The sequence below is a fragment of the Micromonospora sp. NPDC048830 genome, assembly GCF_043198215.1.
Lineage (GTDB): Bacteria > Actinomycetota > Actinomycetes > Mycobacteriales > Micromonosporaceae > Micromonospora.
Genome location: NZ_JBICUP010000060.1, coordinates 20,483 through 33,400 on the forward strand (window position 1 = coordinate 20,483; position 12,918 = coordinate 33,400).

General features: G+C 69.0%; 11 protein-coding genes. 10 read left to right on the plus strand and 1 reads right to left on the minus strand.

Annotated elements, in window-relative coordinates:
- Window positions 1-4: 4 nt before the first annotated feature.
- The gene (locus tag ACGFIZ_RS30825; protein WP_393425727.1) at window positions 5-1,606 is read left to right on the plus strand and encodes a gamma-glutamyltransferase; all 1,602 of its coding nucleotides are present in this window, start codon (window positions 5-7) and stop codon (window positions 1,604-1,606) included.
- Between the two features lie 24 nt (window positions 1,607-1,630).
- Window positions 1,631-1,984: a hypothetical protein gene (locus ACGFIZ_RS30830; protein WP_393425730.1), complete on the plus strand. Its 354-nt coding sequence runs from the start codon at window positions 1,631-1,633 to the stop codon at window positions 1,982-1,984.
- On the opposite strand, the gene ACGFIZ_RS30835 is transcribed toward ACGFIZ_RS30830, so the two are convergent.
- Window positions 1,974-3,047 (minus strand): LacI family DNA-binding transcriptional regulator, encoded by a 1,074-nt coding sequence (locus tag ACGFIZ_RS30835; protein ID WP_393425733.1) that lies wholly within the window; start codon window positions 3,045-3,047, stop codon window positions 1,974-1,976. The genes ACGFIZ_RS30830 and ACGFIZ_RS30835 overlap by 11 nt on opposite strands.
- Before the next feature lie 278 nt (window positions 3,048-3,325).
- Between ACGFIZ_RS30835 and ACGFIZ_RS30840 the strand changes: the two genes are divergently transcribed.
- From ACGFIZ_RS30840 to ACGFIZ_RS30875, 8 genes are all read left to right on the plus strand, one after another.
- The gene (locus ACGFIZ_RS30840; protein ID WP_393425736.1) at window positions 3,326-4,651 is read left to right on the plus strand and encodes an ABC transporter substrate-binding protein; all 1,326 of its coding nucleotides are present in this window, start codon (window positions 3,326-3,328) and stop codon (window positions 4,649-4,651) included.
- Between the two features lie 71 nt (window positions 4,652-4,722).
- Window positions 4,723-5,634 (plus strand): carbohydrate ABC transporter permease, encoded by a 912-nt coding sequence (locus ACGFIZ_RS30845; RefSeq protein WP_393425739.1) that lies wholly within the window; start codon window positions 4,723-4,725, stop codon window positions 5,632-5,634.
- Complete coding sequence (locus ACGFIZ_RS30850; protein ID WP_393425742.1) at window positions 5,631-6,515, plus strand: carbohydrate ABC transporter permease; 885 nt, start codon at window positions 5,631-5,633, stop codon at window positions 6,513-6,515. Before ACGFIZ_RS30845 ends, ACGFIZ_RS30850 begins: the two co-directional genes overlap by 4 nt.
- A complete protein-coding gene (locus tag ACGFIZ_RS30855) occupies window positions 6,512-7,984 on the plus strand; it encodes an L-fuculokinase (RefSeq protein WP_393425745.1) in 1,473 nt (490 codons plus the stop codon). The genes ACGFIZ_RS30850 and ACGFIZ_RS30855 overlap by 4 nt, the downstream gene beginning before the upstream one ends.
- Entirely contained in the window at window positions 7,981-8,616 is a 636-nt protein-coding gene (locus ACGFIZ_RS30860; RefSeq protein ID WP_347671010.1) for a class II aldolase/adducin family protein, read from the plus strand. Before ACGFIZ_RS30855 ends, ACGFIZ_RS30860 begins: the two co-directional genes overlap by 4 nt.
- A gap of 16 nt (window positions 8,617-8,632) precedes the next feature.
- Window positions 8,633-9,643 carry a ketose-bisphosphate aldolase gene (locus ACGFIZ_RS30865; protein WP_393425749.1) on the plus strand — a complete coding sequence of 337 codons (1,011 nt, stop codon included), beginning with the start codon at window positions 8,633-8,635 and terminating at the stop codon, window positions 9,641-9,643.
- Entirely contained in the window at window positions 9,640-11,259 is a 1,620-nt protein-coding gene (locus tag ACGFIZ_RS30870; RefSeq protein WP_393425752.1) for a fucose isomerase, read from the plus strand. The genes ACGFIZ_RS30865 and ACGFIZ_RS30870 overlap by 4 nt, the downstream gene beginning before the upstream one ends.
- A complete protein-coding gene (locus tag ACGFIZ_RS30875) occupies window positions 11,259-12,722 on the plus strand; it encodes an FGGY-family carbohydrate kinase (RefSeq protein ID WP_393425755.1) in 1,464 nt (487 codons plus the stop codon). Before ACGFIZ_RS30870 ends, ACGFIZ_RS30875 begins: the two co-directional genes overlap by 1 nt.
- Window positions 12,723-12,918 lie beyond the last annotated feature (196 nt).

A 12,918-nucleotide genomic window follows, 5' to 3' on the forward strand; every position in this document is an offset into this window, starting at 1 on the left:
AACCGTGAAGAGCGAATACGCGACACCCGGGCGCTACGGGGTCAAGCAGGTCGCAACCGGAACCCGCGGAATGGTCGTCAGCTCCGAGCCGATCGCGGTCGAGGCGGGGGCGGCGGTGCTGCGCGATGGCGGAAACGCGTTGGATGCTGCGCTCGCCGTCGCGGCCACACAGCTGGTCACCGAACCCCACATGACGTCCATCACCGGCGGCATCTCGCTGGTGTATCGCGAAGCCGCCACGGGGGAGGCAGCTTATCTGTCGGGGAACATCAACGCGCCGTTGGCGGAGCTGGCCGACTTCGTCGGCGCCGATCTCCATCGTGGTCGCGGCGTTCCTGTCCCGGGTTGGTGGCCGGCTTTCCTGGCCGCTCATGAGCGTTTCGGCTCCCTGTCGATCGGTCGGCTCCTGGAGCCCGCGATCGACGTGGCGCGAGAAGGGTTCGCGGTCTCATCCTACCTGTTCGGCGAGATGTATCATGCGCGGGAGAACCTGGGTCGCAATCCGCAGTCCCGGGAGATGTTCTTCCGTGACGGTTCGATCATTGGTCCCGGCCAGCCGTTGGTGCAGGAGCGCGTGGCACGCACACTGGAACGACTGCGCGATGAGGGGATGAGCTACTACCTCGGAGACTTCGCCCGGGCGTTCTGCGCCGCCAGTGACTCCGACGGCGGGGTCATCACACTGGACGACTTCGAGGCGTATCGCGCCGAATGGGCCGCGCCCGTGCGCGGCAGCTACCGCGGATTCGAGATCATCGGGTCGGCGCCGCCGGACGACGGCGGACTGCAGGTTGTGGAGGCGTTCAACATCCTGGAGAACCTGGATCTCCCGGCCCTGGGCCCGGCGAGCCAGTCTCCGAAGACGTTGTCCGCGCTCATCGCGGCCCACAACGCGGTGTACTACGCCGCTCCTCGAGAGAAGCGTTTCCGTGACAGCGGGCGCGTGATGGACGTGCTGCTGTCGAAGGAGTATGGGCGTCAGCGCTTCGAACTGCTCGACACGCTCGCGAATCCGGTGACTGCGGCACCACCGACCCCGGGGACGATCCATCTCTCGGTGGTGGACGCCGATCACAACGTGGCGACCCTGACTCACTCGCATATGGCCTCGCCGTGGGTGAACGGACTGTACGCCGAGGGGTTCCAGCTCGCGGGAGGTGGTTCGTTCTTCCAGCGGGTGATGCCCCAGCCGGGGGAGCGAGCGACGATCTATCTCGCGCCGAGTATGGTGCTGCGGAACGGCAAGCCCGTGATCGCGTCCGGTTCCCCTTCGGTCTCGCTCGTCGCGTGCGTGCTGCAGAATCTCGTGAACCTTATGGACTTCGGGATGACGATCGAGCAGAGTGTCGCCGAGCCGCGGTTCGGTGCCCGTCCGCACGATCCGTCGCGAGGCTGGGTGCCGGGGACGACAATCGAATCGGGCTTCGCCGAAAACGTGCGGCATGAGATTCGAGGATGGGCGAGCCGCAATCGACTGTGGATGCGCGAGATCGGACCGTGGAACTCGATGACCGGCAACTTCGACGGCATCACGATCGATCCCGAATCCGGACTTATCCGATCCTGCGCCGATCCGCGTCGGATGGGGGCGGCCGCAGCGGTGTGACTGCGAATTGCAGCCTTCGCACACATGGCGACCGTGGGTCACGGCGATCAGGCGCTGGAGACGGCCTGGGCCGACTACCGCAAGCACCCCGACCGGTACTCCTACGACCACCTGATGACGTTCGTCCCGCACGCTGAGCGCCCCGGCTGGCACGACCGAGCCATCACCGAGGCGCTGGACGGCGACCGCTACCTGCCCGCGGTGATCGAGCCGCGCCGACCTGTGGGCCGCGTACGCGCACCTCGGCCCCTGAGGTGGGGCGCTTCGCTACCGGCCGGTGCCCGTCACCGCGGCCGGAGCGGGACGGGCCGGCGCGTACCAGGTCACCCCGACTGCGGCGACCAGCGTCTCGGATTTCGGCTCGGGCTCACGGGTTGAGGTGGGCCGGACGGGTCAGGATTGCCGAGGTGACCGGATCGGCGGCGGCCAGGTCGGGCCGCCGCACGCGGGGCAGCGGCGCCTCACCGTCCGGTGGCAGGGTGGCGTTCAGCATCACCGTCCGGGCCGGCTGGTCAGGGGAGCGTAGCCGTTCGAGCAGCAACCTGCCGGCCGCCTGGCCCAGCTCGTAGGCGGGCTGGTGGATGACCGAGATCGCCGGAGTGAGTAGCCCGGTCCACGGCGCGTCGTCGAAGACCACCACCTCGACGTCCACGCCGGGGGTCAGATGCCGGTCGCGCAGCACGCGCAGGACGCCGACCGCCATCATGCTGTTGGCCACCAGGATGGCCTGGATCGCCGTCTTGTCCAGCAGGCCGCCGGCGGCCTGCTGGCCGCCCTGTTCGTTGAAGTCGGCGTAGCGGATTAGGTCCTCGTCGATGGGCAGGCCGGCGTCCTGGAGCGCTTCCCGGTAGCCGAGCACCCGCTCGCTGGCGGTGAAGACGCGCTGCGGTCCGGTGATGCAGGCGATCCGGCGGTGGCCGTGCGCGATCATGCGGTCGACCGCCGCTCGGGCCGCGCGACGCGAATCGATCAGGACCGTGTCCACTGGCAGGTCCTGCCGCAACGGCCGGTCCATGGTGATGACCGGCAGGCCGCGGGACAGCAGTCGGTCGACCCGGCTGGTCGCCGAGGTCGGCGTGATGAGCACCCCGGACACGCGGTACTGCGCGGCGATGCCGAGGTAGCCGTCCTCCTTCTCCGGGTTCTCGTCCGTGTTGCACAGCAGCAACGAGTACCCGGCCGACTGGGCCACGTCCTCCACGCCCCGGGTGACCTGGGTGAGGAACGGGTTCTCGATGTCCGCGATGATCAGCGCCCAGGTGGCCGAGGTCTGCTGGCGCAGCGATCGGGCCAGCGAGTTCGGCACGTAGCCGAGCTCTCGCGCGGCGCGACGCACGCGGTCGGCGGTGTCCGGTCGCACAGCGGTGTCGGAGGCGAAGACGCGCGACACCGTTGCGGTGGACACCTCGGCGAGCCGGGCCACGTCACGAATGGTGGTCAAGGCAGGCCCTTCGCGGCGGCGTTCCGGGGATGGGGTGAACACAGGTTACCCGTAGGGCGGGCGGCGGTCGATGAGCCACGAGCGGGAATGTAATCGATTGCAACCAAAGCCAGCAAGAGGCTCCATGGTCAGGCGTGGAAGATTGCCGACCTGTGAACCTACTGTTGCGGCTACGGGTGAAAGTCCAGCATGGGAGGGGGTTGTGTCTGTGGTCCAGGTCATGTAATCGTCTACATCCACGGGCCGCCTATGGCCCCGTCCGTGGGAAGGACCTGACAGTGAAGCGGCAAAGAAGACTTGGCGCCGTTGCTGCGGCGACAGCGCTCACCCTCGGGCTCGCCGCATGCGCCGGCGGTGCGAGTGACAACCAGTCCACCAGCGGCGGGTCGGGATCCCTGACCTTCCGGTCGTGGAGTCCGATCGAACAGACCACCCAGCAGATGATCGCGGCGTTCAAGCAGGCGAACCCGGACGCGAAGATCGACGCAACCATCTTCAACTACCCCGAGTACCTGGTCGACCTGCAAACCCGGGTCGCGTCCAACACGATGCCCGACATGGTCGGGCTCCAACCCGGCGCCCTCACCCAGCAGTACCGGACCAACCTCATGCCGTTGCAGGACTGCGCCGAGAAGACGTGGGGCGCCGACTGGCAGCAGAAGTTCTATCCGATCGGCCTTGAGCAGGCCCGAATGGGCAACCCGGCGGGCGACGAGAACTTCTACGCCCTCCCGCTGCTCGTGCAGACCGTGAACCTCTGGGCCAACACCAAGATCTTCGAGGAGAAGCACGCCCAGATCCCGCAGACCTGGGACCAGCTCAAGTCGACGGTCAACCAGCTCAAGGGCGGGGAATACGCGCCGTTCATGCTGCCCGCCAAGGACAGCTGGCTGCGCAACGTCGTCTTCCTGCAGATCGCCAACAACATCGAGCCGGGCCTGGTCTACAAAGCCGAGGACGGCTCTGACACGTGGACCAACCCGAAGATCGTCGAGGCGTTCGACTACTGGGGCAAGCTCTTCACCGAGGGCATCGCCCAGAAGGGCGCGATCGGCCTGGACGCGTACCCGACCGGCGCGAACCAGTTCGAGGCGGGCAATGCGGCGATGATCCCGCTCGGCGCCTGGTGGATCCAGCAGTCCGACCCGACCAAGACCGGGCTGCCGCCGCTGTCCGAGGGCATGTCCGGCTACCAGCCGTTCCTGTTCCCGACCATCCCGGGGGGCGCCGCCCAGCCGCAGCTCGTCGGCGGCATCGACGTCTCGCTGGGGATCTCGAAGAACACCAAGGACCCCGACCTGGCGTGCAAGGTGCTCACCGACTGGATCGCCGGCGCGGGCGCCCAGAAGCTGGTCAACACGTTCAACGACCTGCCCGCGGTGACCGGCCTGAACCCGGAGAAGTTCACCAGCGACAAGCAGCAGCAGATCTGGACGACCCTGACCTCCGACTGGATGCCGCAGGTGAAGTACTCGCGCTACCTGAAGACCCCGCAGATGGACACCGCGCTCGGGGACGCGCTTTCCGGCATCGCCACCGGCGAACTGACGCCCCAGGCGGCCGCCGAGAAGGTGCAGGCGGAACAGCAGAAGGTCAACGGCTGAGCGGCCCACGCCGCCCGAACAAGGCGGATGAGGGTGTGACCCACACCCTCATCCGGCCACGGAGCTGACCAATGAGTGACCACACCCATCACCACCGCACCGCGCCCCGGGAGTGGCGTACCGGAATCCTCTTCCTGCTGCCGGCCATCGTTCTGTTCGGCATCTTCGTCGTCTACCCGATCATCTACAACTTCCAGGCCAGCACACTGGACTGGGACGGGGTGAACCCGGGCAGGTTCGTCGGTCTCGACAACTACACCCGGCTGTTCCAGGACCCCATCTTCCTGACCACCCTGAAGAACTCCGGCTGGTGGATCCTGCTCACCATCATCCCGCAGGCCCTCATCGGATTCCTCCTGGCCATGCTGCTCAACGAGAAGCTGCGCGGCCGGGCGATCTACCGGGCCATCTTCTTCATCCCCGCCGTGCTCTCCCCGGTCGTCGTGGGCATCGTCTGGCAGCGCATCTTCGACCCGTTCAACGGTGTGGTCGCCAAGCTGGGCCGGGCCACCGGACTCGACTTCCTGGTGCACGGCTACCTGGCCGACCCGAAGACCGCCATCTTCGCGGCGATCGTCGTCAACGTGTGGATGTGGACCGGCTTCTCGATGCTGTTCTACCTGGCCGGTCTGCAGCTCATCGACAACAGCGTGCTGGCAGCCGCCAAGATCGACGGTGCCGGTACCTGGCGCACCATCCGCAGCATCATCTGGCCCCTGCTCCGACAGACCCACCTGTCCCTGCTGCTGCTCGGCATCATCGGCTCGCTGAAGACCTTCGAACTCGTCTACGTCCTCACCGAGGGCGGACCCAACCACGCTTCCGAGATGCTCCCCACCTACACCTTCAAGCAGGCCTTCCAACTGCAGAGCGTCGGGTTCGCCTCGACCATCAGCGTGGTACTGCTGCTGATCGCGGTGATCAGCTCGCTGTCGCTGGTGCGGGCGTTCGGGTCGGGCTTCCTCACCGGAGACGAGAAATGACCGCTGACATCAAGGCGACCCCGGCGACCGCAGCGGCACCCGGCCGCTACGCACCGGTCCGAGCGCACCGCCGCCGCCCACACTGGGCCCACGCGGTCCTCGCCCCGCTGGCCGTGCTCTGGCTGATCCCGCTCGTCATGGTCGTCGGTTTGTCGCTGCTGCCCACCTCGAACCCCGGCACCACCGCCCTCGGGCTGATCCCACAGGAACCGTCGCTCGGCAACTACGTGCAGATCTGGACTAACAACCCAATCCTGCGAAACCTGGTGAACAGCCTGCTGATCACCGTCCCGTCAGTGCTGCTGGTCATCCTGTTCGGCTCCATGACCGCCTTCGCGCTGGCCCGGCTCCGCGTACCGCTCAAGGCGGTGATCTTCGGGGCCCTCACCCTGGCGCTGATCCTGCCGATGTCCAGCATCGTGGTGGCCACCTTCAAAATCCTGCAAGCCATGGGCCTGTACAACGATCTCGCCGGCCTCGTGCTCGTCTACACCGCACTGGGCCTGCCGTTCGCGGTCATCATCATCCGCACATCGTTCCTCGCCGTGCCGAACGAGCTGTACGAGGCCGCCTTGCTGGACGGCGCCACCAAGTTCTCCGTCTACTGGAAGATCTACCTGCCGCTGAGCCGGCCTGCCCTCGCCGTCGTCGCGATCTGGCAGTCCATGTCGTCCTGGAACGACTTCCTTCTGCCACTGGTCACCCTCGAGGACAACAAGCTCAAGCCGCTGACGCTGATCCCGCTGGCCTACCGCGGCACCTTCCTCAGCCAGCCGGGCGCACTGTTCGCGATCCTGGTGCTCATCTCGATCCCGATCGTGGTGGTCTTCCTGCTGGTCCAGCGGCACCTGGTCAACGGCCTGTCCGGAGCGATCAAATGAGCCTACTCGGCGTCGACCTGGGCACCAGCGGCGTACGGGTGGTGGCGGTCTCGGCCGACGGCGCCGAGATCGCCGGCGCCTCCCGCGCGGCCGCACTGCACCGGCCGGCGCCCGGCCTCGTGGAGACCGACCCCGACGAGGTGCTCACCGCGGCCACCGCGCTGCTCGCCGACGTGGCCGCCCGGGACGCGGTGACCGCCGACCCGCCCGAGGCCATCTCGTTCAGCGTGCAGGGCGAGGCGGTCCTACCGGTCGACGCCGAGGGCCACGCGCTCGCGCTGGCCCCGGTGAGCATGGACCGGCGCGGCGCGGACCTGGCCCAGCGGGTCGCCGCGGAGCTGGGCGCCGGCGAGGTGCAGCGAATCACCGGCCAGCCGGCACACCCGATGTTCTCCATCTACAAGATTCCCGCCTGGACCGGCACCGACGTGCGCGGCTACCGCTGCCTCGGGGACTACGTCGCCGCCCGGCTCGGCGCGCGGCCCGCGCTGGACAGCAGCATGGCGGCCCGCACCGGAGGCTTCGACGTCGACCGCGGCGTTTGGTCGGCCGACCTGCTCGCCGCCACCGGGGTCCCGGCCGGCCTGCTGCCCGAGGTCGTCCCGCCGGGCACCATGATCGGCAAGCTCAGCGCCGAGGCGGCCACGGCCACCGGGCTACCGGCCGGCCTGCCGCTCGTGGTCGGCTCGCACGACCAGGCGTCGTCGTTCCTCGGCGGCGGTGGTCGGTTCGGCGCGACGGCGGTCTTCTCCTTCGGATCCAGCGACTGCCTAACCGTGGGATCACCCGTACGCCCCGGCGGACTCGTCGGCACCGGCCTGGCCTCGTACCCGATGGGCGCGGGCCGCTGGCTCACCCTGGCCGGCACCGCCGCCGGCGGTTGGGCCCTGGATTGGTTCGCCACGCTGGCCGGCGCCGCCGGGCCGGCAGAATGCGACGCCCTGTTCGAGTCGGCGTCCCCCGAGCCGCCGCAGGTGCTGGTGCTGCCGTACTTCGCCGGATCCGGGACGCTCGACAACGACCCCAGGGCCCGCGGCGCCGTCGTCGGGCTCACCCTTGAGACCACCCGCGAGCAGCTCGCCCGCGCGTTCCTTGAATCGTCCGCCTTCGAGCTGCGCAAGATCGCCGACGCCCTCACCGGGCGCGGCGTAACCATCGGCGCCGTACACGCCGTCGGCGGCGGCGCCCGCAGCCCACGGACACTGGCCATTCGCGCCTCGGCAGCCGGCCTTCCGCTGACCCCGGTGCCCGGGCACGCGGCCGCCCGCGGCGCGGCCCTGCAGGCCGGCGTCGGCATCGGCCGCTATCCGTCGCTCGCTGACCTGCCCGTACCGGCCTGTCTGCCGGTCGCCCGCCCCAACCCCGACACGGCCCAGTGGTACGCCACGCAGTCGCGCCGGTTCCGTGACCTCTACCCAACCCTCATGCCGCACGACCGTAGTTTTTCCGATCCAAAGGAGACCCGGTGACCGAGTTCGACCTGCAGCAGACCAAGCAGGACGTGCTGGACTACTGCCTGCTGTCCATGCGCTATGGCCTCAACTTCAACACCCAGGGCAACATCAGCGTCCGGCTGCCCGGTGAGGACCGTTTCCTGATTACCCCCACCGACCTGGAATACGACCGGATGACGGCCGACGACATGGTGGTGGTGGACGCCGACGCCAACGTCATCGAGGGACGACACCAGCCGTCCTCGGAGGTGACCGTGCACCTGGCGGTCTACCGCCGGCGGCCGGACGTGAACGCGATCGTGCACACCGAGCCCGTCTTCGCCAACGTCTTCGGGGTGGCCGGTCAGCCGATCACAGGTGCCCTGGTCAACATGGTCATCTACACCAAGGGCGACGTCCCGATCATGCCGTTCGCCCTCAGCAACCGCACCGAGTTCGGTGACGCGATGTGCGACGTGATGGGAAACCTGAACGCCGTGGTCTGGGCGAATCACGGGCTGCTCACCGTCGGCGAGAACCTGCGCGACGCGTTCAAGACCACCGTGGCGGTGGAGAGCGCCGCCAAGGTGCTGGTGCACGCGCGGGCGTTGACCGACAAGCCGATCGTCCTGGACTACAACTCGCTCGGCATCACCACGTCGCTCTGAGAAAGGACATCCCTCAATGGCACTGGCCACTCTCCGGCAGGCGCTGGACGAGGCGCGACGCGGTGGGTACGCCGTCGGCGCGTTCAACGTCAGCGACGTGCTGCAGGCCGAGGCGGTCCTCGACGCCGCCGCCGAGACCTCGTCCCCGGTCATCCTCGCCTCGCTGGCCGGCGTCACCGCCCACCGCAGCGACGAACGGTTCTGGTCCGCGCTGCACCACCTGATCGACGGCTACCGGCAGCTGCCCGTGGTGCTGCACCTGGACCACGGCCCTGACCCCGCCATCTGCCGGCGGGCAATGGACAACGGCTTCACCAGCGTCATGATCGACGGAAGTCTCCGCGCCGACGGCACACCATCCTCCTTCGCCGAGAACCTCGCCGTGACCACCGAGGTGGTGGCGGAGGCCCACCGCCGCGGCATCTCCGTCGAGGGCGAGCTGGGCACCATCGGCGGATCCAAGACCGACGGGTCCCGCGCGCCGATCGTGCTCGCGGACCCCGACCAGGCCAGGGAATTCGTCGCCGCCACCGGCGTGGACGCCCTCGCCGTGGCGATCGGCACCTCGCACGGCGCCTACAAGTTCGACGCACCCCCGGATGGATCCGTGCTGCAGATGACGCTGATCGAGAAGATCAGCAACCTGGTGCCGCAGACCCACCTGGTCATGCACGGCTCGTCATCGCTGCCGCCGCAGCTGCGGGAGCAGAACAACCGATACGGCGCCGGCCTGCCCGAGTCATGGGGCGTGCCGGACGCGGAGAAGGTCCGGTCCATCACGATGGGCGTCCGCAAGATCAATCAGGGCATGGACTCGCACCTGGCCTTCACCGGCGCCGTGCGGCAGGCGCTGGGCGCGGACCGGCTCAACGTCGACCCGGCCTACTACCTGAGCCCAGGGCGCGAGGCGATGCAGCGGATGGTCGCCGAACGCATGCGGCTCTTCGGGCAGGCCGGCCATGCCGACGACTACCAACCCGCTTCCCTCGCCGAGATGGCCCGTCGCTACCCCGTGGAGGCGTCATGATCGAACACGCGTACCTCGTCGCCAACGGCGACCAGCGGCTGTCGGCCAACCAGCTCTGCTGGCCCGCCCAACAGCGGTTCGAGGAACTCCTCACCGAGGCGTTCCGGAAGCGGGGCGTCACCCTGGAACGGGCGCACCCGGCGGACACGCCGGAAGGGCACGGCTTCATCGCCAGCCAGGCGCAGGGCCTCGCGGTGCTCGGCGCGCTGCCGCCGGACGCTCCGGTGGTGATGGCCGAGGGTGTGTGGATGTTCTCCCAGCAGGTCCTCGGCGGGCTGCTGCGACACCGCGGCCCGATCCTCACCGTGGCCAACTGGGAAGGGGAGTGGCCCGGTCTGGTCGGCTTGCTCAACCTCAACGCCTCGCTGGCCAAGGCGGGACGACCGTTCCAGACTCTGTGGAGCCGCACCTTCACCGACGACTGGTTCGGCGCACGCCTCGACGAATGGCTGACCAAGGGCAGCATCCAGCACGACCTCAGCCACGTCACGCCGTTCGACGCGTCCGCCGTCGGCGGGCGGGCACGCCAGGCCGCCGACGAGGTGCTCGCCCGGCTCCGCCGGGAAGGCGCCATCCTCGGCGTCTTCGACGAGGGCTGCATGGGCATGTACAACGCGATCATCCCGGATGAACTGCTGTTCCCACTCAACGTCTTCAAGGAGCGGCTGTCCCAGTCCGCCCTGTACGCCGAAACCATGCGGGCCAGCGAGGACGAGGCGGTGGCCGCCCTGAGGTGGCTGACCGACCGCGGCATGACCTTCCACTTCGGCACCGACGAGGCCACCGAACTCACCCGCGAGCAGGTCCTGCTGCAACTGCGGATGTACGCCGCCGCCGCCCGCATCGCCGACCGGTTCCGCTGCGACGTCATCGGCATCCAGTACCAGCTCGGCCTCGCCGACGTACTGCCCGCCTCCGACCTGGCAGAAGGCCTGTTGAACAACGCCGACCGCCCGCCGGTCACCGACGAAAACGGCGCGATCATCCGCGACGGCGCCCCGATCACCCACTTCAACGAGGTCGACGAATGCGCCGGCCTCGACGCCCTGCTCACCACCCGGCTGGCCGGCGGGCTCGGGCAGCCCGTGGAGACCACCCTGCACGACGTGCGGTGGGGCGACCACGACGCCAGCGGCACAGTGGACGACTTCGTCTGGGTCTTCGAAATCTCCGGCGCGGTACCGCCGGAACACCACATCGGCGGGTACGCCGGCACCGACTCGATGCGCCAGCCACCGCTCTACTTCCGGCTCGGCGGCGGCACCGTACGGGGGGTGGCCAAGCCAGGCGAGCTGGTCTGGTCGCGGATTTTTGTCGAGGGCGGCGAGCTCCACATGGACCTCGGCCGGGCCACCGTGGTGACGCTGCCGCGCGAGGAAACCGAGCGGCGCTGGGCCGCGACCACCCGGGAATGGCCGATCATGCACGCCGTGCTGCACGGGGTCACCCGGGACCAGTTCATGGCCCGGCACCGGTCGAACCACATCCAGGTCAGCTATGCCACCAGCGCAGCGGCAGCCGATGAGCTGCTCGCCGCGAAGGCGCTGACCGCACACGAGATGGGCATGCGGGTCAGCCTTTGCGGCAGCCACCCCGACCACGGCCCGCTGCTCTGATGGACGTCTACCTCGGCGTCGACATCGGCACCGCGAGCACCAAGGGCGTCGCCGTCGCCGCCGACGGCCGGGTGGTAGCCCGCGCGCAGATCACTCACGGCCTGAGCAACCCGCGGCCCGGCTGGTACGAGCATGACCCCGAGTCGGTCTGGTGGGACGACTTCCGACGGGTGATCGCCCAGCTGACGGCGGATCCCGGTCATCGACCGGCCGGCCTCGCGGTCAGCGGCATCGGACCATGTCTGCTCCCCGCCGACGGGGCCGGCAGGCCGCTACGGCCTGCCATCCTCTACGGGATCGACACCCGGGCCGAGGAGGAAATCGGGCTGCTCACCGCCCGGTGGAGTGCGGCCGAGATCGTCCGCCGCGGATCGATCCTCACCTCCCAGGCGATCGGACCCAAGCTGTACTGGCTCGCGCGGCACGAGCCAGAGGTCTTCGCCCGCGCTCGGATGCTGCTCATGGCGAGCTCGTTCCTGGTGCACCGGCTCACCGGCGAGTACGTGCTCGACCACCACTCGGCCAGCCAGGTGAGCCCGCTCTACGACCAGCGGGCCGGCGACTGGGACACCGCTTGGTGGGACGAAATCGCTCCACACGTATGGCGTCCCCCGCTGCGCTGGGGGAACGAGGTAGCCGGCCGCATCACCGCACAGGCCGCCCGGCAGACCGGCCTGCCGGCCGGTCTGCCGGTGACCGCCGGCACGATCGACGCCTGGGCCGAGGCGGAAAGCGTCGCGGTTCGGGCGCCCGGCGACCTGATGCTGATGTACGGCAGCACCATGTTCCTCGTTGCGATGACCGACCGGCCGCTGGCCAGCAGCCGGCTGTGGCCCACCGTCGGCCTACGTCCCGGGGTCAACTGCCTGGCCGCCGGCATGGCCACCGCCGGATCGGTCACCGGTTGGCTGGCCGACCTGACCGGCGCTGACTACACCACGCTGACGAAGGAAGCGGCCGCGGTCCCGGCCGGCAGTGACGGGCTGCTCATGCTGCCGTATCTGGCCGGGGAACGCACACCGATCTTCGACTCTCGGGCGCGGGGCGTGGTGGCCGGACTAACCCTCGGCCACAGCCGTGGCCACCTCTACCGAGCGGCACTGGAAGGGGTCGCCCAGGGGGTGCGGCACAACATCGCGGCCATGCGCGAGGCCGGGGCAGCGCCGGCCCGAGTCGTGCCCGTCGGCGGCGGAACCACCGGCGACCTCTGGACCCAGATCGTCAGCGATGTGACCGGCCTGGTGCAGCACCTGCCTCGAGAGACGACCGGGGCCGCCTACGGCGACGCGATGCTGGCCGCGGCCGCGACGGGCGCGGCAGCGAACACCGCGGCCTGGAACCCGCCGGTGCGTTCGATCGAGCCGAACCCTCGGCACCGTGACCGGTACGAGGCGCTCTACGCCGACTACCTCGCGCTGTACGAGTCCACCACACCGATCGTGCATCGCCTCAGCGGGCCGTGATTATTGGCGTGGACGACCATCCGCCGCCACGGCAGGGCCTGGCTCGTCCGGTCCCGGACGGCGAGCAGGACATGAGCGGGGTGTCGAGGTGGATCACGTTACGGCTCTGGCACAGAAACGGTGGTGGGCACCGTCCTGAGTCGCCGGTGTTGTAGGTGATCATGACTTCGGTGTGACGTGATCAAGTCGGTATTCC

Coding starts and splice junctions, on each gene's coding strand:
- ACGFIZ_RS30830 (WP_393425730.1), top strand. CDS start 1,631: ATGGCGACCGTGGGTCACGGCGATCAGGCGCTGGAGACGGCCTGGGCC.
- ACGFIZ_RS30845 (WP_393425739.1), top strand. CDS start 4,723: ATGAGTGACCACACCCATCACCACCGCACCGCGCCCCGGGAGTGGCGT.
- ACGFIZ_RS30850 (WP_393425742.1), top strand. CDS start 5,631: ATGACCGCTGACATCAAGGCGACCCCGGCGACCGCAGCGGCACCCGGC.
- ACGFIZ_RS30855 (WP_393425745.1), top strand. CDS start 6,512: ATGAGCCTACTCGGCGTCGACCTGGGCACCAGCGGCGTACGGGTGGTG.
- ACGFIZ_RS30865 (WP_393425749.1), top strand. CDS start 8,633: ATGGCACTGGCCACTCTCCGGCAGGCGCTGGACGAGGCGCGACGCGGT.
- ACGFIZ_RS30870 (WP_393425752.1), top strand. CDS start 9,640: ATGATCGAACACGCGTACCTCGTCGCCAACGGCGACCAGCGGCTGTCG.
- ACGFIZ_RS30875 (WP_393425755.1), top strand. CDS start 11,259: ATGGACGTCTACCTCGGCGTCGACATCGGCACCGCGAGCACCAAGGGC.